We start from the raw sequence: 21,793 nt of genomic DNA, 5'->3' as shown, positions 1-21,793 counted from the left end.
AGCCCCCGAAAAGCGTTGCCTTCGGGGGCTTTCGCGCTTTGGGACTCAGCCGCGGCGCGCAAAGAGGTAGTACCGCGCCGGGGTCTGCTCGCGCGCATTTCCCCGACTCAGCCGTGCTTCATCGAGGTCCCCCTCGTCACCGGCGGACAACAGCGTCCATGCGGCTGAGAATCGTGATTCCATCTCGGCGGGCTCGACACCCCGCACGCCGAACCTCCCACCGGGACGGAACGCGACGACGAACAGCCGTGCGTCGGGCGCGGCCACCGCGCTGACCTCCCGGACGTACGCGTCGCGATCTGCGTCGCTCATGTTGTGCAGGCAGCCGTTGTCGACGATCAGTTGGAAGCCCGTGCCGATCCCGGTCTGACTCAGCCGCGTGACGTCGGCCCGGACGAAGTCGACCGGCAAGTTGCCGGCCTTGGCCCGGGCCTTGTCGAGAGGTTTCGCTACGAAGTCGACGCCGGTGACTTTCCACCCGTGTTGTGCCAGGTAGATCGCCGAGTCCCCGGTGCCGCAGCCGAGATCGAGGGCCGATCCGACCGGCAACGCGGGCGCGTCAGTGGTCCCCTCGACCAGGTCCCGCAGCTTTTGTGCGATCGGATGACCGTCCCACGGGGTGAAGCCGATGCGGTAGAAGATCCGAAAGAGGGTGTGCTTGGAGGCCATATCCCAACGGTATGCCTAAAACCACTACAGCGCGGCGGCGATTCGGCGCCATTGCTCGCGGGGGAACGCCTTGGGGTCGTCCAGCAGCACCTGCACGCACACGTGGTCGGCGCCGGCCGCACGATGCTCGCCGACCCTGCGCATGATCGCCGATTCGTCGCCCCACGCGATGATCGCATCGAAGAGCCGATCGCTCACCTGTGTCAGGTCGTCTTCGGAGAAGCCACTGCGCAGCAGGTTGTTGGCGTAGTTCGGCAACGCCAAATACGCACGCAGCCAATCGGTTCCGATGCGCCGCGCCTCGTCGCCGCTGTCGGTCAGGATCACCGTCTGCTCGGGCAGCAGCAGGGGCCCGTCACCCAAAGTCGCACGGGCAAAGGCGGTGTGGTCGGGCGTGACCAGGTAGGGATGCGCCCCGCGGGCGCGGGACGCGGCTAGGGCCAACATCTTCGGGCCGAGAGCGGCGAGCACCCGATTCTCGGCGGGTACTGGTTGTGCGGCTTCGTCCAGCCCGTCCAGGAACGACGCCGTGGCCGCCAGCGGTTTGCGGTAGCGGCCGGGTTGGCCGGCGTCGATCAGCGGGGCGTGGCTGACGCCGATGCCCAGCAGGAAGCGGTCCCCGTGCTCGGCGGTCAGCGTCGCATAGGAATCGGCGACGTCGGCGGGCGAATGCATCCACAGGTTGAGGATCCCGGTGGCGATCACGGTCCGCTGCGTCGCCGCGAGCAGGTTGCCGACCGCGTCGAACACCGGCCCGCCGACGTCGGGGATCCACAGTGCTGGGAAGCCCAGTTCATCCAATTCCGCTGCCGCCTCGGCGGATTCGGACGGATCGCCGTAGCGCAGTTGACTGCTCCAGATTCCGACACCGGTCAATTCCATCGGCGGGCTTTCCTTTCGTTCGCTTGGAGGTCGGTCGCACTGTAGTCGGGCACCGCCATCGAGTCGTGCATCCGGATGCCCTTGGCATTCAGCTTCGCCAGCGACCGCGACAACGACCCGGGCATCAGCGACACCAGCTGGGCGCCACGCGTCAACGCCCACACCCCGAGTCGCGAGCCGGGGATGATGCCCTTGGCGGCGCCGCGGGCGAAGGCCCGGCTGCGGCGCACCGGTTCGCGCATCTGCAATTCGTAGGCGGCGAACGCGCGCAGGTGGTCCCCGTCTGCTTGGGCGAGCTCTCCGGCCAGCACGTAGGCGCCGAGCACCGCAAGGCTGGTGCTGCCGCCCACCGCGGGCCCGGGGCAGTATCCGGCATCGCCGACGAGGGTGACCCGCCGCCGCGACCATCGGTCCAGCCGAAGCTGGCTGATCGAATCGAAGTAGAACGCGGGCGTGCGGTCGATTTCCTTTAGCCACCCGTCCACCTGCTCGTGCATGCCCGCAAGCGCGTCGCGCAACAAGGCCTTCTGCCGCAACGTATCCCGGTGGTCGTAATCGAGCTCCCGATCGCTGCGGAACAGGAAGACCGCCCGTGCGTCGTCGAGGTGTTCGGCGGTGTAGATGGCCGCGACGCGGCCCATGCCGACATGGCAGGTCACCTCGCCCCGCCTGGCCAGCGCCTTGGGGGCCGACACCACCGCCAGGTAGCCGCCGAGGAACCGGGTGAGGTCGGCTTCCTCGCCGAAGGTCAGGCGCCGAACGTTGGAGTGCAGGCCGTCGGCGCCGACGATGACGTCGAACCGGCGGGCGGGGGCATGCTCGAACGTCACTTCGCCGTCGTGCTCGATCGCGGTGACGGAGTCGCCGAACAGGTACTCGACTTCGTCGCGGCCGGCGGAGTAGTAGATGTCGCTCAGGTCGTCACGCATGATCTCCACGTGCCGGTCCGACGTGGCGGCGTAGATCTTGGTGAGGTCGATCTCGAAGGGGCGCGCCCGGCCTTCCCGATGCATGGTCATGCGGTTCGTTCCGGTGGCGAGTGCCTCGATCTGGGACAGGACGCCCATCTTCGCCGAAATCTCCATCGCGGGACGGAAAAGGTCGACGGCGTGGCCGCCGGTTTTACGCAAGGTGGGCGCGCGCTCGACGACGGTGACGTCGAAGCCGTGGCGGGTCAGCCAGTACGCCAGCACCGGGCCTGCGATGCTGGCACCGGACACGAGAATCCGCATGGCGACCTCCCGCTTGGTGGACGATGGGTAAGCCTAGCGGCGGCCCGCCGGACCGCTGCCCGCGACTTATCCATCTGCGGTGGGCCCCGCGGGGCTAGAGTCCGTTGCTATGCGCTTCGGTCTCTTCATCCCGCAGGGCTGGCGAATGGATCTGGTCGACATCGAACCGGACAAGCACTGGGCGGTGATGCGCGACCTGGCCACCTATGCCGACAACGGCGCCTGGGACTCGCTGTGGGTCTACGACCACTTCCACACGGTCCCGATGCCGACCGGCGAAGCCACCCACGAGGCGTGGTCGCTGATGGCCGCCTACGGGGCGGTCACGTCGCGGATCAAACTCGGCCAGATGTGCACCGCGATGAGCTACCGCAATCCGGTGTACCTGGCCAAGGTCGCGGCGACCGCCGACATCATCTCCGGCGGTCGGATCCAGATGGGCATCGGCGGCGGCTGGTACGAACATGAATGGCGCGCTTACGGTTACGGTTTCCCGTCGGCCGGCGTGCGGCTGGGTCGGCTGGACGAGGGCGTACAGATCATGCGCGATGCCTGGCGCGACGGCAAGGTCAGCTTCGACGGCAAGCACTACCAGGTCGACGGCGCCATCATTTCCCCCAAGCCTTTGCAGGACAACGGGATTCCACTCTGGATCGCCGGCGGCGGTGAGAAGGTTACCCTGCGCATCGCCGCGAAATACGCGCAGTACACCAACTTCACCCCGGAACCCGAGGCGTTCGCGCACAAGTCGGAAGTGCTGGCGCAGCACTGTCGGCAGGTTGGGACCGACTTCGACGCCATCGTCCGTTCGGCCAACTTCAACGCCGTCGTCGGCACGTCGGAGGCCGACGTCAACGACCGGCTGCGGCGGGTCCGCGACCGTATCGTCCGCTACGTGCCCGAGGCGGCCGCGGATGCGATGCTCGCCGCCGGCAGCGGACCCGATTCGGCGACGGGCACACCGGAACAGGTGATCGAGCGGATCGCCAAGCTCCGCGACCTCGGGTGCGACTACGCCATCTGCTATTTCCCGGAGGCCGCGTATGACCGCTCAGGCGTCGAGCTGTTCGAGCGCGAGGTGATTCCCGCGTTGAGCTAAACCGTCAGATGTCGGAAGTGACGTACCGCTTCTTGACGGGCGGCTCGGCCAGCAGCGGCGGCAAATCGGTCAGCCGGCCTTCGCCGGCACGAAACGCGCGGTATGCCTCGTCGTGCTCGACCGTGTCCCACAGTTCATAGATCAGCCAGTGGGCGTCGTCGTCCTCATCGACGAGCACGTCGGTGCGGAGGTTCCCGGCGAACGCCCGGGTGTCCCGCAACGCCCGGCCCATGACGTCGCGCGCCTGCGGCACCGCGTCGGGCTTGAAGTTCAGTTCGAGTATCACGGTGACTGGCATGGGGAGTCTCCTCGGTTGCGACGGCGATCCCAAGATAGCCGCCCGGTTGCCGCACCCCGCACCGGGCGGGCCACCACAATGAGAATGCGGTTTCCACTTTTCGGAAAGCTGTTATACGGTTTCAGTCAGCAACAATCTGTTGGCGCACCGCGGACGCTTTTGGAGGATCGCCCGATGCAGAAGGCACTCGCCCCCGAGATCTCTACCTGGCCCGATGAGAACCCACAGCTGATCGGCAGCCGGTGCGGCAGTTGCGGCGCCACCACCTTTCCCGTGCAGCAGTGGTGTCCGCGTTGCAGCCTCGGTGACATGTCCGAGGTGTTGCTGCCGCGCCGCGGAACCCTCGTCGCGTGGACCACTCAGGGCTTCCCGCCCGGGGCTCCGTACGCCGGCCCGGCCGGCAAGGACTTCGTCCCGTTCGGCGTGGGGCTGGTCCAGCTCGACGACGTGATCCGAGTCGAGGGGCGGCTGACCGAGAACGACCCGGCCAAGCTGCAATTCGGTCAGGAGGTCGAGCTGACCATGGTCCCGCTCACCACTGACGAAGAGGGCACCGAAATCATGACGTTCGCGTTCCAGCCGGTCGCGTAGGAGAGCTGAGATGACCAACGACGTCGCCATCATCGGCGTGGGCCTGCACCCGTTCGGCCGCTTCGAGAAGACCGCGATGCAGATGGGCGCCGAGGCCATCCAATCCGCGCTCGCCGACGCCGGGGTGTCGTGGAAGGACATTCAGTTCGGCTTCGGCGGTAGTCACGAGGTGTCCAACCCCGACGCGGTCACCCGCCTGGTTGGGTTGACCGGCATCACGTTCACCAACGTGTTCAACGCGTGCGCCACCGCAGCCAGTGCCATTCAGCAGACCGCCGACACCATCCGGTTGGGCAAGTACGACATCGGCATCGCCATCGGCCTGGACAAGCACCCGCGCGGCGCGTTCACCGACGACCCCGCCAAGCTGGCGCTGCCGCAGTGGTACGCCCAGAACGGGCAGTTCGTCACCACCAAGTTCTTCGGGATGAAGGCCAACAAGTACCTGCACGACCACAACATCTCGCAGGCCACTTTGGCCAAGGTGGCCGCCAAGAACTTCCGCAACGGCGCGCTGAACCCGAATGCGTTCCGCCGCAAGCCGATTTCCGAGGAAGAGATCCTCAACTCCCCGGTGCTCAACTACCCGCTGACGCAGTACATGTTCTGCGCGCCCGACGAGGGCGCCGCCGCGGTGATCATGTGCCGGGGCGACATCGCGCACAAGTACACCGACAAGCCGGTGTACGTGCGCGCCTGCGAAATCCGCACCCGCCGTTACGGCGCCTACGAGGTGCACGCCACGTTCGCTCCGTTGGACGGCGACGTCTCCCCGACGGTGTACGCGGCCAAGGCGGCCTACGAGGCCGCCGGCATCGGCCCCGAGGATGTCGACGTGGCGCAACTTCAGGACACCGACGCCGGCAACGAGGTGATCCACATGGCCGAGACGGGCCTGTGCGCCGACGGCGAGCAGGAGAAGCTACTGGCCGACGGCGCGACCGAGATCCACGGCTCGATGCCGGTCAACACCGACGGCGGGTTGATCGCCAACGGCGAGCCGATCGGCGCGTCCGGGCTGCGGCAGATGCACGAACTTGTGCGTCAGCTCCGCGGTGAGGCGGGCGAGCGTCAGGTGCCCGGCAACCCGCGCGTCGGCCTGGCCCAGGTGTACGGCGCACCCGGCACCGCGTCGGCGACCATCCTGTCGCTCTAGTTAGCGGCGCGGGCAGACGCAAACTCGTGTTAGTTCAGCGCTTTTCGTGCGAGTTTGGGTCTGCTCGCGGCTAGATGGCCGGCCCCAGCAGGTCGTCCGCGTCGCGGATGATGTAGCCGTAACCCTGCTCGGCGAGGAAACGCTGCCGGTGTGCAGCGTACTCGGCGTCCAGGCTGTCGCGCGCGACTACGGAGTAGAAGATGGCGCCGCCACCGTCGGCCTTGGGCCGCAGTAACCGCCCCAGCCGCTGCGCCTCCTCCTGGCGGGAGCCGAAGGTACCCGAAACCTGAACGGCCACAGACGCTTCCGGTAAGTCGATGGAGAAATTGGCCACCTTGGATACCACCAGCGTGGACACGTCACCGCGGCGGAACGCGTCGAACAGCTCCTCGCGTTCCTTGGTCCGGGTCGACCCCTGGATGACCGGGGCGTTGAGCTCGGCGCCCAGCTCGTCGAGCTGGTCGAGGTAGGCGCCGATCACCAGCGTCTGTTCGCCGGGGTGCTTGTCCAGAATCGACTTGACCACAGCCATTTTGGTGTGCGCCGTCGAACAAACCCGATAGCGCTCTTCGGGTTCGGCGGTCGCGTACATCATTCGCTCGTTGTCGGTCATGGTGACCCGCACTTCGACGCACTCCGCCGGCGCGATCCAGCCCTGGGCCTCGATGTCCTTCCACGGCGCGTCATAGCGCTTCGGGCCGATCAGGGAGAAGACATCGCCCTCGCGGCCGTCTTCGCGGACCAGTGTGGCGGTCAGGCCTAGCCGCCGCTTGGATTGCAGGTCGGCGGTCATCCGGAACACCGGCGCCGGCAGCAGGTGAACCTCGTCGTAGATGATCAGCCCCCAGTCGCGGCTGTCGAAGAGCTCGAGATGCCGGTACTCGCCCTTGGTGCGGCGGGTGATCATCTGATACGTCGAGATGGTGACGGGCCGAATCTCCTTGCGCTCCCCGGAATATTCGCCGATCTCGTCCTCGGTCAGCGAGGTGCGCGCCACCAGCTCGCGCTTCCATTGCCGCGCCGCGACGATGTTGGTGACCAAAATGAGCGTCGTCGCGCTGGCCTTCGCCATCGCGGCAGCACCGACCAGCGTCTTGCCGGCCCCGCACGGAAGGACCACCACTCCCGAGCCGCCGGACCAGAACGAATCGGTGGCCATCTGCTGGTAATCGCGCAGGTGCCAGCCCTCCTGAGCCAGGCTGATCGGGTGTGCCTCGCCGTCGACATAACCCGCGAGATCCTCCGCGGGCCAACCGATTTTGAGCAGCATCTGTTTTACGCGGCCGCGCTCGCTGGGGTGGACGACGACCGTATCGTCGTCGATCCGGGCGCCGAGCATGGGTGCGATCTTCTTGTTGCGCAGCACCTCCTCGAGCACCGCCCGGTCCAGGCTGACCAACGTGAGGCCGTGTGCCGGGTGTTTGACCAGTTGCAGGCGGCCGTAGCGGGCCATGGTGTCGACGATGTCGACCAGCAGCGGCTGGGGCACCGCGTAGCGCGAGTAGCTGACCAGTGCGTCGACGACCTGCTCGGCGTCGTGGCCGGCGGCGCGGGCGTTCCACAGCGCCAGCGGGGTGACGCGGTAGGTGTGCACGTGCTCGGGCGCGCGCTCGAGTTCGGCGAACGGCGCAATGGCGGCGCGCGCCGCGCCGGCCTGCTCGTGGTCGACTTCGAGCAGCACCGTCTTGTCGGACTGCACAATCAACGGGCCGTCAGTCAATGGCGCCGCTCCTTTTCATTCTCTGCATCGTCGCCGCGAGTCATCGCCCATCCATTATCGGCCGGCGGCCGACACCACCGACGTGATGCGGTGGATGGCGAACTCGCGCAGACGCCCAGACGCCGAGTCGAATGCGGTGAGCTGACCGCCCCGAACGGTGATCGGCGCCACAACCCGCTGGGTCGCGACACCCGCGGCATCCAAATAACCAATTACCAACGTGTCTTGTTCCTTGGCCGCGCGCTGTAACAACGACATGGTGACCGCCGGATCGACGCGATTGTTGCCGAACGGTGCGGCGGTCACCTTTCGCAGCACCGCCACCACCGCGTTCAGGTTCTCGGCGTTCGGGCGCGGCATCGGGCGGTAGGGCCGCCGCTGCGCGGGCGTGGGCACCCGGGCCCCACGAGGCCGGACGTCGACGATGGCGCCGGTGGAGTCCTCGGCCGCCGGGGCGAAGCCCGCCGCCCGCAGCGCGGCCAGCACCTCGCCGATCGGAGCCGGAGACACCGCGACCGTCGGGGCCAGGGCGCGCAGTTGCACCCCTTCCGTCGCGGGGGCGGCCACGGCTTGCGCCAGCAGCGCCGGGTCCTCGCATCGCACAAACGAAGCCGCCATGCCGATCCGCAGCTGGCCATGCCGGCGCGCGACGTCGTCGATGAGGTAGGTAAGCCCTTGCGGCACAGGAGTTTTGGAATGGTTGGCGAACAGGGCATGCATCCAGTCGCTGGTCTTTCCCACGTCGAGCGCATGCCGGATCGACTGCTCGCTGATCCGGTACACCATCGCGGTGCCGGCCGATTCGACGGTGGCCACCGCGGCCAGCTGCTCGGCGAGGTCGCGCTGCAGCGGGCCCGGCACCACCACGGTCAGGTCGGCCTGGACCAGGAAGTAGTCGATCGGTTTGGGCAGGACCCGCGCCATGGCATCGATCGCGGCCTGGGCGTCGGCGCTGTCGTCGATCAGGGCACGGCCGGGGGTGCTGAGCGCACCCCGCCCCACCAGCCCCAGCGCCTGGCTCTCGGCCAGCAGGTCACCCACGGGTCCGGGCTGCAGCCGCTTGGCCCAGCGGGGGCGTCGCCAGATGAGTGCCGCGGAGGCTTCGACCGCATTCACACCCGCACCCGGCGGCAAGTGGGCCAGCATCCCCAGCAGCAGCCGGCGATCCAGCGGTGCGGCCGTGGAGTACAGCGCATCGGTAAGGGCGCCATAGGGTTTGGCGTCGGGTCCCCGAGTCCCGACCAAGGCCGGCCGGCTCGGCAGGTCCAGCCAGCTGGTCGCCAGCAGCTGCCAGCGCTCGGCGGCGGGCAGCGCCGCGAACCGTTCGGTGGCCACGGTCGGCGCCCAGTACGGGCCCTCGCCGCTTGCCGGTTCCGGGTCGGGCATCCCGCTCGCGATCAAGCCGGCCGCGGCCGCCACCTCGAGGACCAGACCCAGCCGCGACTCGTCGATGCCGGTCACCTTGCTGAGCCGTTTGACGTCCCGAATTCCCAGTCCGCCGCTGCGCAGCTCGGAAACCGGTGCGGCGGCTAGCGTTTCGATCAGGACGTCGAGTTCTCGCAGCAGGTCGATGGTGGCGCCGGCCGCCGCCGCGTCGACGTCGCCGGTGGTGGTGGTCGAGACCACCGGGTCCGGTGCGGTCAATCGCATGGGGCCGGGCTGTTCGCCGCGCAGCACCTGCCCGACGTGGCGGGGCAGGATCACCGTCTCGGCGTCGATGCGGCGCAGCAGGCCCATCGCCAGCAGCTGGGGCACCGGCCGGTCCGGGGGGGCGCCGGGCGCGGCGTCACGGGTGCGGCCCATCGGGGAACCCTCCAGAAGCCTTTCCAGCACGTCCAGCTGCGCCTCGCTGAGGTCGTCGATGAGGCCGGCGATCTCTTCGCCACTGCGGGAGGCGTCCTCGAGGGTGACCTGGCCCGGATACCAGGGGAGTGCCGTCCCGGCGTCGGGTGCGACACGAAGCGCGGCGTCACCCCAGACCAGGGCGCGCTCCCGCAGATCGTCCAGCGCGCCGACCACGTCCGCCTCGGGGGCGCGCTCGCCGATCAGCGCCAGCAGTTTGGCCGTCGGGACCGGCGTGGCATCGGCTTGCAGCACCAACAGCGCGTCGAGCACCGCCAGCCGCAGGAAGTCGAGCTCGTCGGTGGCGGCCTTGACCGACTGGCGGGCCTGCGCGCGCGCGGCCAGCGCGGCGATGCTGCCGGGCGGGGGCTGGGCGAGGTCCGGCCGCAGCTCCAGCAGTCGGATCAGCCGCTCGTCGGGCAAGCCGGCCAGCCACGACCCCAGCGGGATATCCGGGGTGTTGTCGGTCATTGCTGACCAGCGTAAAGCAGCCGGCGGGTTCCAAGCGGGCAACGGATGCCGGAGGCTCGTCCGGCGAACTGACGGTCTTGCACGACGGGCGCGAGAGCGACCTGTCAGAATGGACGGCGTGGCTGACACTGCTGAGGGCAAAGCCCGCAAAACCAGGTATGTCGACAACGGGTGGCCGACGACGGACGCCGACGACCACGCGGTGAGCGAACTCGCGACCGACCGGACGGGCGCATTGTCGCCCTTCGGCGAGCTGGTGTTCCCGCTGCCCTCCACTGACCTGCCCTACCTGCATCCGGTCACCGTCGTTAACAGGTAGGCGCCAGGATGGCTAAGGCCTCCGAGGCCGCCAAGCCCCCGGCGACCTGGACAGCGGGGGAACCCCCCTCGGGTGCCTTGTCACATGTGGACGACCGTGGGGCAGCGCACATGGTCGACGTCAGCGGCAAGGGAGCCACCAAGCGCACCGCCGTCGCCGCGGGTACCTTGCATACGTCGCCGCACGTCGTGGAGCTCATCTCGGCCGGGGGCCTGCCCAAGGGCGACGCGCTGGCTACCGCCCGGGTGGCGGGGATTCTGGCGGCGAAGCGCACCAGTGACCTGATCCCGCTCTGCCATCAGTTGGCGCTCACCGGTGTCGACGTGGATTTCACCGTGGGGCCCGCCGACATCGAGATCATCGCGACGGTGCGCAGCACCGACCGAACGGGTGTGGAGATGGAGGCGCTGACCGCCGTCAGTGTGGCCGGTCTGACGCTCTACGACATGATCAAAGCGGTGGACCCCGCCGCGCGGCTCGATGAAATTCGGGTGCTGCGCAAGGAAGGCGGGAAAACCGGAACGTGGGTGCGGCGATGAGCGCCCGATCCGCCCGTATCATCATCGCCTCGACCCGTGCGTCGACCGGAGTGTACGACGACCGATGCGGGCCGATCATCGCCGAATGGCTTGGACAGCGGGGGTTTTCGTTCACCGAGCCGCAGGTGGTCGCCGACGGTGAGCCGGTCGGCGAGGCCTTGCGCAAGGCGATCGACGAGGGCGTCGACGTCATCATCACCTCGGGCGGCACCGGCATCTCGCCCAGCGACACCACGCCCGACCAGACCGTCGCGGTGCTCGATTCCATGATCCCGGGGCTGGCCGACGCCATCCGCCGGTCGGGCTTGCCGAAGGTGCCGACGTCGGTGTTGTCCCGCGGCGTGTGTGGCGTGGCTGGACGGACCCTGATCGTCAACCTGCCGGGTTCGCCCGGCGGGGTGCGCGACGGCTTGGGCGTGCTCGCCGATGTGCTCGACCACGCGCTCGATCAGCTCGCCGGTGGAGATCACCAGCGATGACGGTCGTCGTCCGCGCGGCCGTGACCGATCACCCGATCTTCCTGGCCGAGCACGAGGAACTCGTGGGGCATCAGTCGGCCGGGGCCGTCGTCGGCTTCGTCGGCATGATCCGCGACCACGACGGCGGGCGACGGGTGGTGCGGCTGGAGTACTCCGCGCATCCGTCGGCCGACCAGGTGTTGGCCGCAGTGGTCTCCGAGGTCGCGGAGCAGTCGAGCGGGGTGCGCGCCGTGGCGGCGAGCCACCGGATCGGGGTGCTGCACATCGGGGAGGCGGCGCTGGTGGCGGCGGTGGCCGCGGACCATCGTCAGGCGGCGTTCGCCACCTGCGCGCTTCTGGTCGACACCATCAAGGCCCGGCTACCGGTGTGGAAGCACCAGTTCTTCGACGACGGAGCCGAAGAATGGGTCGGCTCGGCGTAACGCGGTAGCCATTGGAATGCCGGCACGCCCCGAAGCGCGAACGTTCGAGGCGTGCCGGGCAGTCTGGCGGGCGGGCCTCAGGTGGTCGGCGCCGGCTGGGCAATCGCGTCCAGCGCGTCGTTGCCCTGGATGTCCTGAGCCCGAATGGCATCCCACAGCTGCTTCGTGTAGCCGACCGAGGAAACCGCCAGCGGCATGTTGGCCGGCACGAAACCGTGGAAGTCGGTGTCGACGACGGGCGCGTCCGCCGGCGGTGCCGGCGGAAGGTCGACCGGGGGCGCCGGGGGCATGGCGTCAGCCGGCGGAAGGTCGGCCGGAGGCGCCGGGGGCACGTCGGCCGGTGGCGCGGGGGGCATGGCGTCAGCCGGCGGAAGGTCGACCGGGGGCGCCGGGGGCACGTCGGCCGGAGGCGCGGGCGGCAGGTCTGCCGGGGGCGCCGGCTGGTCGAAGGAGGCCAGCTGCACCGGCGCGGGGGGAGGAGGGGCGTCCGGCGGGGGAGCCAGCGGTGCCGGCTGACCGTTGATTCCGGGCGCGTCCAGCGGAGCGTCCAGGGCGGCCGGCGCAGGAACCTCGCGCGGCGTCGGGCCCGACAGCGGACCACCGCACACCGGCCACGCGCCGCGGCCCTGGGTCGCCAGCACGCGCTCGGCCACGGCGATCTGCTGGTCCCTGGTGGCCAACTCGGCCGACGGGGCGTACTGGCCACCGCCGTGCGAGGCCCAGGTGCTCGCGCTGAACTGCACGCCGCCGTGATAGCCGTTGCCGGTGTTGATTGCCCAGTTGCCGCCCGACTCGCAACGGGCTACCTGGTCCCATTCGCCATCGGTGGCCGCGGCCGCTTGGCCGGCTAGGGCGATGCTGCCGCCACCGAGGACGGCGCCGGTGACGGCGATCTTGGCGACGCTGATGTTTGACGTGCTGGGCTTGCGGTGACGTCCACTCATGGGCCGTGAAAAATCCTCTCTCGTCACGCGCCTGCGAGGTCAGCTGTCGGGTTCGGGTTGGAGAGGCCACCCGGCCGCCATCGTTCACTGTGAACGACTCCGGCTTCACCCCAAGGGGCCGCGCGCGGCCCCAGTCCGATCACGGTGGACCGGTGGGTCCCCCGTCTCCATCCACGAAGGTCGGTGGGCCCCTGCCTATTGGATGGAGTTCGGCGCGATAGGGAGGGGAGGTCCGCCAATTCGGTTGTCTTGGCGAGCCTTCGGAGAAACGTAGCGGTTTATGTTGGTCCCGTCACGTTCTGCGAAACCCGGCGTTTCCCTCTCGTCCACTTGCGAAAAGCCGAGGAACACGCGCCATTCACCCAGGTCATAGCACCCGATATCGCAGCGTGATTGCGTCGTTATCGTTCCGTTACGTGACATATTTCACAGTTTCAGCCGCCGGCGAAGGGCGGCAGAACGTCGATCGTGTTGCCGGCGTGCAACGGTGCGGTTTCGTCGCGGACCGCGACCCCGTCACAGAGGTAGGAGCACCTGCTCAACACCGTGGCGAGTCGAGAGCCGCGCGTGGCGAGGCGCTCGACCAGATCGGCCACCGTGGTCCCGGGCCGCACCACCACCGTCTCCGACTCGGCTCCGGCCGCCGCCCGTGCGGCCGCGAAATAGCGCACCGTCACCTGAATCCCGTCTTGCTGGACGGAGGCTTGACCCATGGGGCTAGCCACCGATCGCGCTCATCGGACGGTCGGGCTGGATGAAGTTCGGGTCGTTGATGCCGTGACCCGCCGGCTTGCCCCACATCGCGACGCGCCAGGCGGTCTCGATCGCGTCGTCGGACGCGCCGGTACGCAGCAGGGTCCGCAAGTCGGTTTCCTCCGCGGAAAACAAGCAGCTGCGGACTTGGCCATCGGCGGTCAGGCGGGTGCGATCACAGGCCGAGCAGAAAGCGTGCGAGACCGACGCGATGACGCCGAACTTCCCGCTCGGCGTACCCGGGCCCGTGTCGACGAGCCAGAGTTCGGCGGGCGCCGATCCGCGCGGCGCCGGGTCCGGGCGTAGCCGGAAGTGTGGGCGCAGCGTCTCGAGCACATCGTCGGCGCTCAGCGCGACGCCCCGGCGCCATTGGTGCCCCGCATCCAGCGGCATCTGCTCGATGACGCGCAATTGGTGGCCGCGCTCAAGACAGAACCGCAGCAGCTCGACGACGTCCTCGCGGCCGGTGGTGGGGTCGAGCACGGCGTTCACCTTGACCGGTGTCAGGCCCGCGTCGTGGGCGGCGGCCAAGCCGGCGAGCACGTCGTCGAGCCGGTCCCGGCGAGTGATCGCCGCGAAGTGGTCACGGTCCACGCTGTCCATGGACACATTGACCCGGTCCAGGCCCGCCCGGGCGAGCGCCGCGGCGCGGCGCGCCAGTCCGATGCCATTGGTGGTCAGGGAGATCTCCGGGCGCGGCCGCAGGGCCGCCGCCGCCGCGACCACCTCTTCGAGGTGTCGCGCCAACAGGGGCTCGCCACCGGTGAAGCGCACGCTGGTGATACCCAACCTGGTGACGGCGATGTGCATCAGCCGTGCCAGCTCGTCGGGGCGCAGCAGTTGCTCGCCGGGCAGCCAGTCCAGCCCCTCGGCCGGCATGCAGTAAGTGCACCGCAGGTTGCAGCGGTCGGTCAGCGAGACCCGCAGGTCGGTGGCGACCCGCCCGTAGGTGTCCACCAACGGGCCGGTGCCCGGGGCGTTCCGCGCGGCGGCGCCGTCGGTGCGGCCCGGCACCGTCGGCACACCCAGCGCGGTCAGCGTCATGCGCCCACCGGCGAATAGTGGGACGGTGAACTGACCGGCACGATCTCCTTGCCCAGCGGCATCAACGACACGGGGATCAGCTTGAGGTTGGCCAGCGCCAGCGGAATGCCGACGATGGTGATCGCCATCGCCAGCGCACTGGCCAAGTGACCGATCGCCAGCCAAATCCCGAACAACAGCACCCAGATGACGTTTCCGATGAGGGCCGCCGTCCCGGCGGTCGGCTTGTCGACGATCGTGCGGCCGAACGGCCACAACGCGTAGGAGGCGATGCGCAGCGACGCGAAACCAAAGGGGATGGTGACGATCAGCACGAAGCTGAGGAGCGCCGCGACGAGGTATCCGACGGCCATCCATAGGCCGCCGAACACGAGCCAGATGATGTTCAGGATCAGGCGCATATCTCCTCCACCGTCGATGCCCAGCGTACCGAGTGGGCAAAAACAGGGGTGCTCGTCAGGCAAGCATCCGAGTAGGATCAAGGACCAAACGGCGTCCTGCGCAGGCGGGACGCTTATTGTGTTTTCCATCCTATTGATCCGTGAGACAAGCAGGTGAGACCAGTGCCGACCGGCAAGGTTAAGTGGTACGACGCCGACAAGGGGTTTGGCTTCCTGTCGCAAGAGGACGGCGAAGACGTGTACGTCCGCTCGTCGGCGTTGCCCGCTGGGGTCGAGGGACTCAAAGCGGGCCAGCGCGTGGAGTTCGGCATCGCCTCCGGGCGGCGCGGGCCTCAGGCGCTGAGCCTCAAACTGATTGAGCCGCCGCCCAGCCTCACCAAGCCGCGCCGCGAGGTTCCCGCCGAGCACAAGCACAGCCCGGACGAACTGCACGGCATGGTCGAGGACATGATCACGCTGCTGGAGAGCGCCGTGCAGCCCGAGCTGCGCAAGGGACGCTACCCGGACCGCAAGACGGCTCGGCGGGTTTCCGAGGTGGTCCGGGCGGTCGCCCGGGAGCTAGACGCCTAGCTCCTCGCCACGGCGTGCGCCGTCTGCGCGGAAGGGGTGAGGAAGTGCCGGTCACGGGGTACTCCCACCTCGCCACAGTCGTCGAGCAAGGAGGCTGCGATGGCACAGCAAGCGCACGTCACCGAGGAGCAAGCCAGGGCACTGGCCGAGGAGTCTCGCGAAACCGGTTGGGACAAACCATCCTTCGCGAAGGAACTGTTCCTCGGTCGTTTCCCGCTCGAGCTAATCCACCCGTTTCCCAAACCGTCCGACGCCGACGAGGCGCGCACACGCGCGTTTCTGGACAAATTGCGCGACTTCCTTGACGGCGTTGATGGCAGCGTCATCGAACGCGACGCGCAAATTCCCGACGAGTATGTGAAGGGTCTAGCCGAACTGGGCTGTTTCGGCATGAAAATTCCGTCGGAATACGGCGGCCTGAACATGTCGCAAGTGGCCTACAACCGGGCGCTGATGATGGTTTCCTCCGTTCATCCCAGCCTCGGTGCGCTGTTGTCGGCCCATCAGTCGATCGGGGTGCCGGAGCCGCTCAAACTCGCCGGCACCCCGGAGCAGAAGAAGAAGTTCTTGCCCCGGTGTGCCGCGGGCGCCATATCGGCGTTTCTGTTGACCGAACCGGACGTGGGCTCCGATCCGGCCCGGCTGGCCTCCACGGCAACACCCGTCGAAGACGGGACGGCCTACGAGCTCGACGGCGTGAAGTTGTGGACCACCAACGGCGTGGTCGCCGAACTGCTGGTCGTCATGGCTCGGGTGCCCCGCAGTGATGGGCACCGTGGGGGCATCAGCGCTTTCGTCGTCGAGGCCGACTCACCCGGGATCACCGTGGAGCGGCGCAACAAGTTCATGGGGTTGCGCGGCATCGAGAACGGGGTGACCAGGCTGCACCGCGTTCGGGTGCCCGGCGAAAACCTGATCGGCCGCGAGGGCGACGGTTTGAAGATCGCGCTGACCACGCTTAACGCCGGGCGGCTGTCGATTCCCGCGAACGCGGCGGGTTCGTCGAAGTGGGGCTTGAAGGTGGCGCGCGACTGGTCCAGGGAGCGTGTGCAATGGGGCAAGCCGCTGGCCGAGCACGAAGCGGTGGCCCGCAAGATCTCGTTCATCGCGGCGACCAACTACGCGCTCGACGCGGTGCTCGAGCTGTCCGGCCAGATGGCCGACGAAGGGCGCAACGACATCCGGATCGAGGCGGCGTTGGCCAAGCTGTGGTCCAGCGAGATGGCGTGCATCATTGCCGACGAGGTCATGCAGATCCGCGGTGGCCGGGGCTATGAGACGGCGGAGTCGCTGGCCGCGCGCGGCGAACGCGCGGTGCCGGTCGAACAGGTATTGCGGGACTTGCGGATCAACCGCATCTTCGAAGGATCCAGCGAGATCATGAGGCTGCTCATCGCCCGGGAGGCGGTCGATGCCCACCTGTCCGCGGCCGGTGACCTCGCGAAGCCCGACGCTGGTTTGCGGCAGAAGGCCGCGGCGGCGGTCGGCGCCAGCGGGTTCTATGCAAAGTGGTTGCCCCAGCTCGTTTTTGGAGAAGGCCAGCGACCCAGGGCATACAGCGAATTCGGACCGCTGGCGTCGCATCTGCGTTTCGTCGAGCGCTCCAGCCGCAAGCTGGCCCGCAACACCTTCTACGGGATGGCGCGCTGGCAGGCCAAATTGGAGCAGCGCCAGGGGTTCCTCGGGCGCATCGTCGACATCGGCGCCGAGCTGTTCGCGATGTCCGCGGCCTGCGTGCGGGCCGAGGCCCAGCGCGCCGCGGACCCGGCGGCCGGTCGACAGGCCTACGAGTTGGCCGATACGTTTTGCCGGCAGGCCACCTTGCGGGTCGAGGCGTTGTTCGATGCGTTGTGGACCAATACCGACGGCTGGGATGTCCGGCTGACCCGGGAGGTGGTGCGAGGCCGTTACGTCTGGCTCGAAGACGGCATCATCGACCAGTCGGAGGGCACCGGCCCGTGGATCGCCCACTGGGAGCAGGGCGCATCAACCGAGACGAATCTGGCTCGGCGATTCCTGAGTTCTTGAGCCCGTGGCGCCGAGCGTCGACTTGTTGAGCGAGATTCTGCGATTTGGCGCCAACAAGTCGACGTTGGGGCCGTGAGGCAGAATTGTCGCCATGGCCACCTACGTCGCCGGGACGGGTGAATTCACCCGCGACACCAACTACATCACCACCCGCGTCACCGCCGACGGGCGCGACGGCTACCCGGTGGAGCCCGGCAGGTACCGGCTCATCGTCGCCCGCGCATGTCCGTGGGCTAACCGCGCCATCATCGTGCGGCGGTTGCTGGGCCTGGAACGCGTTCTCTCCATTGGGTTTTGCGGGCCCACCCACGGCGAACGCAGCTGGACGTTCGATCTCGATCCCGGGGGCGTCGACCCCGTGCTGAAGATCCCGCGGCTACAAGATGCCTATTTCAAGCGCTATCCCGACTATCCGAAAGGCATCACGGTTCCCGCGATCGTCGATGTCCCGTCCGGTGCTGTGGTGACGAATGATTTCGCGCAGATGACCCTGGACTTCTCGACGGAATGGACCGCTCACCACCGCGAGGGTGCCCCGGAGCTGTACCCGGAGCGGTTGCGCGCCGAGATCGACGAGGTGAACAAGCGGGTCTACACCGAGATCAACAACGGTGTGTACCGCTGTGGCTTCGCCGGCTCACAGCAGGCCTACGAGGCGGCCTACGACCGGCTGTTCGCCGCGTTGGACTGGGTGAGCGACCGCCTGGCCAACCAGCGATACCTGGTGGGCGACACCATAACTGAGGCCGACGTGCGGCTGTTCACCACACTGGCCCGCTTCGACCCCGTCTACCACGGTCACTTCAAGTGCAACCGAAGCAAATTGAGCGAGATACCAGTGTTGTGGGCGTACGCGCGTGACCTGTTCCAGACACCCGGGTTCGGCGACACCGTCGACTTCGTGCAGATCAAGCAGCACTACTACATCGTGCACGCCGACATCAACCCCACCGGCATCGTGCCCAAGGGGCCGGACCTCGCGGGCTGGCTGTCGCCGCATGGTCGGGAGGCCTTGGGCGGCAGGCCCTTCGGCGGCGGAACTCCTCCGGGGCCACCGGTCGAGGGGGAGCGGGTGCCCGACGGGCACGGCGCCCAGCGCAGCGTGCCGAACTTTGCCCGCGAGCGTCGACTTGTCGGGCGGAATGGCCCGAATCTGCCACGATAAGTCGACGTTCGGCGCCGATCAAAGCCGGTAGCCGGCGGCGAGCAGTGCCCTTCGGGCGCGTGCCACCACGACGTCGGGCCGGTGCCGCAGCACGTCGGCGCTGACCCGGACAACCGTCCACCCTAGCGCCTCGAGTTCGGCCAGCCGATCGATGTCTCGGGTTCGCTGGACGGGGTCCGTCCAGTGTTGCGCGCCGTCGAATTCCAGACCGACCTTGCAGTCTTCCCAGCCCATATCTACGCGCGCAATCACTGCGCCCCACTCGTTGAGTACTTCGATCTGGGTCTGTGGCCGTGGTAAGCCGCCGCCGACAAGCACAAGACGAGTTCTGGATTCCCACGGCGATTCGGCGCCTGCGTCGGCCAGGAGCAACGCCCGTCGCAACTGCACCAAACCGCGCGCCCCGCGATGACGTTCGACCAGCAGCTCGACGTCAGCCGTCTTCACCTCGGTGGCACGCATAAGCGCGTCCAACCGAATCACCGCCGCGGTCAGGCCTTTTCGTCGTCCTAAGTCGAACGCCGTGCGAGCCGGCGTGGTAAGGCAAATTCCATCTCGGACGCACGTTTCGTCGTCGGCCAAAGTGTCGCTGTGGAGAACAATGTCACGCGCCTTATCGCGGCTGGTCCGGTTGAGCTCGGCCGGCAACCAATCGTCGATCCATGCCGTGCGATGTAGCGCCGCCGCGGATAGGCCCGCCACGGTCGCGGTCCGGCCCGACCACAGCCAGGCCGCCACCGCCCGGGTCACGGGCGTCAACTTCTGGCCGCGGGGGATGTACACATTGCGGTGGACCATCTCGAAGTTGGTTCGCAATTGGTGCGGCGTGACAATGCCGGCTGCCAGCGCTTCGGTTCCTCTGAATGGCCACCCCAGGTTTCCCATGCCGACACACTGCCCGGTGACACCGACACCCTCGGCCCAACGTGGACTTGTCGTGCCGGAACGGCCTGAATTCGCCCAACAACTCGACGTTCGGCGCCCTAGCGCTCAATAGGTAAGGCGCACCGACCATTCCGCGTGCGGGACATCGCGCAACTCGCCGCCGGGATCCATGACGAGCGTCAGCAATTGCACGACTATCCCGACCAGGCGCCCGCGCTGTGGGTCGACCGGGGGGATGGTGACCGCGAACCGCGTGCCCGGCCGAAAGATGGTGCTGGTGGTGTTCGTCGGGTCCTCGTACACCTGCAGCAGCCGCCATGGCGCCCGGGATATCGCGTCGGGCACCGAGAGCTGGACCGGATAGCGCTCGCTGACCTTCAGCTCGCCCTGTGCTTGGGGCGTGTCGCAGTCGGCGAGGTTGAGCACGTTGCAGTACAGGTACGGCCCCACCCTCGTGAGGTGGCCGTGCGAATACGCGCTGATCTCCGGGCGCTGGGGACCGGACGGGCGTACCAGCAGCCAGGTGCCGACCCCAACGGCCACGCACGCCAGAGCCATCAGGCCGGCAAGGAGCACGACCACACCGCGTTTCACTCGGGCACCACCGCGGCGCTGCCGCGGCGCACGCCCTCCTGCTCGACCATGACGGGCCGGTTACCTCCGAGGCCGGGAATCAGCGAATTCCCTTGATAGCTCACAAGCGTCTGCGCCAACCCGAGGATGAGTAGCGCCGTGACCGCGGTGAAGCCGACCCAGAGTTCGGTGTAGACCAACACGCCTACGGCGCCGCCCAGCACCCAGGCCAGCTGCAGCGTCGACTCCGAGCGCCCGAAGCCCGACGCCCGCGACTCCTCAGGCAGGTCGTGCTGCAACGAGGCGTCCAGCGACGCCTTCGCGATCGCGCTGGAGCCCGACGTGACGAGGGTGGCAATCACGGCCGCCACGAGGGTGCCCGCCACCGACGCCGCCAGCGCGACCGCCGAGACCGCCAGCGTGCAGCGCACCACCAGGACGGCCGGCCGGCCCAGCCGCAGGCGTGCGGCGGCGAAGTTGCCGGCGAAGTTGCCGATGCCGGCCGCCGCGCCGATCATCCCGAGCATGCCCAGCTGAACCCAGCCGTTGGCTTCGTGCGCCTTGGCGACGAACGCGGGGTACAAGAACAGGAAGCCGACCATCACCTTGATGGTGCAGTTGCCCCACAACGACGTGATGATGTTGCGGCCCAGCGGTTGTCGCAGCGTTCCGCCGACCTTCTTGACCTCTTTGTGCCAATTGCGGCGCTGCGGTTCGCTGTCCTGGCGGTAGCTCAAGGTGGCGGGCACCTCGCCGGCCGTCACCTCGACCCAGCGTGGGATCCGCATCGACAGCGATGCGCCGGCGACCGTGACCGCGATGACGACGAACAACGCGCCGGGCAACTTGAACAGGTGGGTGCAGACGAACTCGACACCGGCCGCGACGGCCCCGCCGGCGATGGTGCCGCCGAGCAGACCGAACACGGTCAGCCGGGAGTTCACCCGCACCAGGTCGATGGTCGGCGGCATGACCCGCGGGGTCACGGCGCTGCGCAGCACGCTGAAGGACTTGGAGAACACCATCATGGCCAGCGCGCACGGATAGAGCACCCAGGACGGGTAGCTTCCGGTGGCGCCGTCGTAATTCATGATCAGCACCAACGCCAATGCCGTGCGCAAGACGAACGACCCGGCGAGTGCGACCCGTCGGCCGTGCTGCAACCGGTCCAGTGCCGGGCCGATGAGGGGCGCGACGACCGCGAACGGCGCGATGGTGATCAGCAGGTACAACGCGACCCGGCCCTTGCTCTCCCCGGTGGCCGCCGCGAAGAACAGGGTGTTGGCCAGCGCCACCGCCATCGCGGCGTCCACCGCGAAGTTGGCCATCACCGGCCACGTCAGCGCGGTCAGACCGGATTTGTCGGCGCCGTCGGCGGTGGCGGCGCGCTGCACCATCCAGTACATCCGCGAACCCATCTCGCGGCTTCGCTGCGCGGCGGCGCGGGTGACGGTGATCCGTTCGCCCCCAGGGGCCCCGCGTGGGGGTGCACTGTCGTCTGGTTCCGGCTCCGAGCGGTGGCCGATGGGCGGTAGATAGCGATTGGCGCTGGGCATCGGCGGTGGCCGGCGCGCCCGGCGATAGTCAGCATCGTCAGCGGGGTAATTGGCCATGCCCGGATGCTGATTGGCAGCTCCGTTGCGGGGCCGGCGACCCGGGGAAGAGGCCACGCGGCCCGGATCGTCACGCCGCCGTCCAGACACGTTCCGAT

The 21,793-nt window shown here is 68.2% G+C and carries 23 protein-coding genes and 1 riboswitch; of the genes, 10 read left to right on the top strand and 13 right to left on the bottom strand.

Annotation, left to right across the window (positions count from 1 at the left end):
- Positions 1–45 precede the first annotated feature (45 nt).
- From KXD96_RS24845 to KXD96_RS24835, 3 genes are read right to left on the bottom strand one after another with little or no spacing between them, the layout of a single operon-like run.
- The gene (locus tag KXD96_RS24845) at positions 46–669 is read right to left on the bottom strand and encodes a bifunctional 2-polyprenyl-6-hydroxyphenol methylase/3-demethylubiquinol 3-O-methyltransferase UbiG (RefSeq protein WP_260741146.1); all 624 of its coding nucleotides are present in this window, start codon (positions 667–669) and stop codon (positions 46–48) included.
- Between the two features lie 24 nt (positions 670–693).
- Positions 694–1,551, bottom strand: coding sequence for an LLM class F420-dependent oxidoreductase (locus KXD96_RS24840; protein ID WP_260741144.1), 858 nt, complete (start codon positions 1,549–1,551; stop codon positions 694–696).
- Positions 1,542–2,783, bottom strand: a complete 1,242-nt coding sequence (locus KXD96_RS24835) for an FAD-dependent monooxygenase (protein WP_260741140.1) — start codon at positions 2,781–2,783, stop codon at positions 1,542–1,544. The genes KXD96_RS24840 and KXD96_RS24835 overlap by 10 nt, the downstream gene beginning before the upstream one ends.
- 109 nt (positions 2,784–2,892) lie before the next feature.
- Here KXD96_RS24835 and KXD96_RS24830 point away from each other — a divergent pair, with 109 nt between their 5' ends.
- A complete protein-coding gene (locus KXD96_RS24830; RefSeq protein WP_260741136.1) occupies positions 2,893–3,882 on the top strand; it encodes an LLM class F420-dependent oxidoreductase in 990 nt (329 codons plus the stop codon).
- 4 nt (positions 3,883–3,886) lie between these two features.
- On the opposite strand, the gene KXD96_RS24825 is transcribed toward KXD96_RS24830, so the two are convergent.
- Positions 3,887–4,180, bottom strand: a complete 294-nt coding sequence (locus tag KXD96_RS24825) for a putative quinol monooxygenase (RefSeq protein WP_260741134.1) — start codon at positions 4,178–4,180, stop codon at positions 3,887–3,889.
- A 174-nt stretch (positions 4,181–4,354) separates the two neighbouring features.
- On the opposite strand from KXD96_RS24825, the gene KXD96_RS24820 reads away from it, so the two are divergent.
- Together KXD96_RS24820 and KXD96_RS24815 are read left to right on the top strand one after the other, a co-directional pair.
- The gene (locus KXD96_RS24820; RefSeq protein WP_260741131.1) at positions 4,355–4,771 is read left to right on the top strand and encodes a Zn-ribbon domain-containing OB-fold protein; all 417 of its coding nucleotides are present in this window, start codon (positions 4,355–4,357) and stop codon (positions 4,769–4,771) included.
- A 10-nt stretch (positions 4,772–4,781) separates the two neighbouring features.
- Positions 4,782–5,927 (top strand): thiolase family protein, encoded by a 1,146-nt coding sequence (locus tag KXD96_RS24815; RefSeq protein WP_260741128.1) that lies wholly within the window; start codon positions 4,782–4,784, stop codon positions 5,925–5,927.
- A gap of 70 nt (positions 5,928–5,997) precedes the next feature.
- On the opposite strand, the gene KXD96_RS24810 is transcribed toward KXD96_RS24815, so the two are convergent.
- Both KXD96_RS24810 and KXD96_RS24805 read right to left on the bottom strand, forming a co-directional pair.
- Complete coding sequence (locus KXD96_RS24810; RefSeq protein WP_260741127.1) at positions 5,998–7,647, bottom strand: DNA repair helicase XPB; 1,650 nt, start codon at positions 7,645–7,647, stop codon at positions 5,998–6,000.
- Between the two features lie 54 nt (positions 7,648–7,701).
- A complete protein-coding gene (locus KXD96_RS24805) occupies positions 7,702–9,960 on the bottom strand; it encodes a helicase-associated domain-containing protein (protein WP_260741125.1) in 2,259 nt (752 codons plus the stop codon).
- A 118-nt stretch (positions 9,961–10,078) separates the two neighbouring features.
- Between KXD96_RS24805 and KXD96_RS24800 the strand changes: the two genes are divergently transcribed.
- The 4 genes from KXD96_RS24800 to KXD96_RS24785 are packed head-to-tail and all read left to right on the top strand — an operon-like array spanning position 10,079 to position 11,719.
- Positions 10,079–10,279: a hypothetical protein gene (locus KXD96_RS24800; RefSeq protein ID WP_260741122.1), complete on the top strand. Its 201-nt coding sequence runs from the start codon at positions 10,079–10,081 to the stop codon at positions 10,277–10,279.
- A gap of 8 nt (positions 10,280–10,287) precedes the next feature.
- Entirely contained in the window at positions 10,288–10,818 is a 531-nt protein-coding gene (gene moaC / locus KXD96_RS24795) for a cyclic pyranopterin monophosphate synthase MoaC (protein WP_260741119.1), read from the top strand.
- The gene (locus tag KXD96_RS24790; protein WP_260741117.1) at positions 10,815–11,297 is read left to right on the top strand and encodes a molybdenum cofactor biosynthesis protein B; all 483 of its coding nucleotides are present in this window, start codon (positions 10,815–10,817) and stop codon (positions 11,295–11,297) included. The genes moaC and KXD96_RS24790 overlap by 4 nt, the downstream gene beginning before the upstream one ends.
- Positions 11,294–11,719, top strand: coding sequence for a molybdenum cofactor biosynthesis protein MoaE (locus tag KXD96_RS24785; RefSeq protein WP_260741115.1), 426 nt, complete (start codon positions 11,294–11,296; stop codon positions 11,717–11,719). The genes KXD96_RS24790 and KXD96_RS24785 overlap by 4 nt, the downstream gene beginning before the upstream one ends.
- Positions 11,720–11,796: 77 nt before the next feature.
- Here KXD96_RS24785 and KXD96_RS24780 read toward each other — a convergent pair whose 3' ends face one another.
- The 4 genes from KXD96_RS24780 to KXD96_RS24765 form a co-directional block, all read right to left on the bottom strand.
- Positions 11,797–12,663, bottom strand: a complete 867-nt coding sequence (locus tag KXD96_RS24780) for a transglycosylase family protein (protein WP_260741112.1) — start codon at positions 12,661–12,663, stop codon at positions 11,797–11,799.
- A 12-nt stretch (positions 12,664–12,675) separates the two neighbouring features.
- Positions 12,676–12,888, bottom strand: a riboswitch (cyclic di-AMP (ydaO/yuaA leader).
- 209 nt (positions 12,889–13,097) lie between these two features.
- Entirely contained in the window at positions 13,098–13,376 is a 279-nt protein-coding gene (locus KXD96_RS24775) for a MoaD/ThiS family protein (RefSeq protein WP_260741108.1), read from the bottom strand.
- Between the two features lie 4 nt (positions 13,377–13,380).
- Positions 13,381–14,460: a GTP 3',8-cyclase MoaA gene (gene moaA, locus KXD96_RS24770; RefSeq protein WP_260741103.1), complete on the bottom strand. Its 1,080-nt coding sequence runs from the start codon at positions 14,458–14,460 to the stop codon at positions 13,381–13,383.
- A complete protein-coding gene (locus KXD96_RS24765) occupies positions 14,457–14,861 on the bottom strand; it encodes a YccF domain-containing protein (protein WP_260741100.1) in 405 nt (134 codons plus the stop codon). The genes moaA and KXD96_RS24765 overlap by 4 nt, the downstream gene beginning before the upstream one ends.
- 162 nt (positions 14,862–15,023) lie before the next feature.
- On the opposite strand from KXD96_RS24765, the gene KXD96_RS24760 reads away from it, so the two are divergent.
- The 3 genes from KXD96_RS24760 (at position 15,024) to KXD96_RS24750 (ending at position 18,624) form a co-directional block, all read left to right on the top strand.
- Positions 15,024–15,431 (top strand): cold-shock protein, encoded by a 408-nt coding sequence (locus tag KXD96_RS24760; RefSeq protein ID WP_260741096.1) that lies wholly within the window; start codon positions 15,024–15,026, stop codon positions 15,429–15,431.
- Positions 15,432–15,530: 99 nt separating this feature from the next.
- Positions 15,531–17,459 (top strand): acyl-CoA dehydrogenase family protein, encoded by a 1,929-nt coding sequence (locus KXD96_RS24755; protein ID WP_260741093.1) that lies wholly within the window; start codon positions 15,531–15,533, stop codon positions 17,457–17,459.
- A 91-nt stretch (positions 17,460–17,550) separates the two neighbouring features.
- Positions 17,551–18,624: a glutathione S-transferase family protein gene (locus KXD96_RS24750; protein WP_260741089.1), complete on the top strand. Its 1,074-nt coding sequence runs from the start codon at positions 17,551–17,553 to the stop codon at positions 18,622–18,624.
- 18 nt (positions 18,625–18,642) lie between these two features.
- Here KXD96_RS24750 and KXD96_RS24745 read toward each other — a convergent pair whose 3' ends face one another.
- From KXD96_RS24745 to KXD96_RS24735, 3 genes are all read right to left on the bottom strand, one after another.
- Positions 18,643–19,509: an endonuclease domain-containing protein gene (locus KXD96_RS24745; RefSeq protein ID WP_260741088.1), complete on the bottom strand. Its 867-nt coding sequence runs from the start codon at positions 19,507–19,509 to the stop codon at positions 18,643–18,645.
- A 105-nt stretch (positions 19,510–19,614) separates the two neighbouring features.
- Positions 19,615–20,103, bottom strand: a complete 489-nt coding sequence (locus KXD96_RS24740; RefSeq protein WP_260741086.1) for a DUF2771 domain-containing protein — start codon at positions 20,101–20,103, stop codon at positions 19,615–19,617.
- Positions 20,100–21,752, bottom strand: a complete 1,653-nt coding sequence (locus KXD96_RS24735; protein ID WP_260745541.1) for an MFS transporter — start codon at positions 21,750–21,752, stop codon at positions 20,100–20,102. Before KXD96_RS24735 ends, KXD96_RS24740 begins: the two co-directional genes overlap by 4 nt.
- Between the last annotated feature and the right edge of the window lie 41 nt (positions 21,753–21,793).

Origin of the sequence: Mycobacterium sp. SMC-2 (assembly GCF_025263485.1) — a bacterium.
Classification (GTDB): domain Bacteria; phylum Actinomycetota; class Actinomycetes; order Mycobacteriales; family Mycobacteriaceae; genus Mycobacterium.
The sequence above is the reverse complement of the archived record's forward strand: the minus strand, read 5'-3'. Positions and strand labels throughout refer to the sequence as shown.

Coding starts and splice junctions, on each gene's coding strand:
- KXD96_RS24845 (WP_260741146.1), bottom strand. CDS start 669: ATGGCCTCCAAGCACACCCTCTTTCGGATCTTCTACCGCATCGGCTTC.
- KXD96_RS24840 (WP_260741144.1), bottom strand. CDS start 1,551: ATGGAATTGACCGGTGTCGGAATCTGGAGCAGTCAACTGCGCTACGGC.
- KXD96_RS24835 (WP_260741140.1), bottom strand. CDS start 2,783: ATGCGGATTCTCGTGTCCGGTGCCAGCATCGCAGGCCCGGTGCTGGCG.
- KXD96_RS24830 (WP_260741136.1), top strand. CDS start 2,893: ATGCGCTTCGGTCTCTTCATCCCGCAGGGCTGGCGAATGGATCTGGTC.
- KXD96_RS24825 (WP_260741134.1), bottom strand. CDS start 4,180: ATGCCAGTCACCGTGATACTCGAACTGAACTTCAAGCCCGACGCGGTG.
- KXD96_RS24820 (WP_260741131.1), top strand. CDS start 4,355: ATGCAGAAGGCACTCGCCCCCGAGATCTCTACCTGGCCCGATGAGAAC.
- KXD96_RS24815 (WP_260741128.1), top strand. CDS start 4,782: ATGACCAACGACGTCGCCATCATCGGCGTGGGCCTGCACCCGTTCGGC.
- KXD96_RS24805 (WP_260741125.1), bottom strand. CDS start 9,960: ATGACCGACAACACCCCGGATATCCCGCTGGGGTCGTGGCTGGCCGGC.
- moaC (WP_260741119.1), top strand. CDS start 10,288: ATGGCTAAGGCCTCCGAGGCCGCCAAGCCCCCGGCGACCTGGACAGCG.
- KXD96_RS24790 (WP_260741117.1), top strand. CDS start 10,815: ATGAGCGCCCGATCCGCCCGTATCATCATCGCCTCGACCCGTGCGTCG.
- KXD96_RS24785 (WP_260741115.1), top strand. CDS start 11,294: ATGACGGTCGTCGTCCGCGCGGCCGTGACCGATCACCCGATCTTCCTG.
- KXD96_RS24780 (WP_260741112.1), bottom strand. CDS start 12,663: ATGAGTGGACGTCACCGCAAGCCCAGCACGTCAAACATCAGCGTCGCC.
- KXD96_RS24775 (WP_260741108.1), bottom strand. CDS start 13,376: ATGGGTCAAGCCTCCGTCCAGCAAGACGGGATTCAGGTGACGGTGCGC.
- moaA (WP_260741103.1), bottom strand. CDS start 14,460: ATGACGCTGACCGCGCTGGGTGTGCCGACGGTGCCGGGCCGCACCGAC.
- KXD96_RS24765 (WP_260741100.1), bottom strand. CDS start 14,861: ATGCGCCTGATCCTGAACATCATCTGGCTCGTGTTCGGCGGCCTATGG.
- KXD96_RS24755 (WP_260741093.1), top strand. CDS start 15,531: ATGGCACAGCAAGCGCACGTCACCGAGGAGCAAGCCAGGGCACTGGCC.
- KXD96_RS24750 (WP_260741089.1), top strand. CDS start 17,551: ATGGCCACCTACGTCGCCGGGACGGGTGAATTCACCCGCGACACCAAC.
- KXD96_RS24745 (WP_260741088.1), bottom strand. CDS start 19,509: ATGGGAAACCTGGGGTGGCCATTCAGAGGAACCGAAGCGCTGGCAGCC.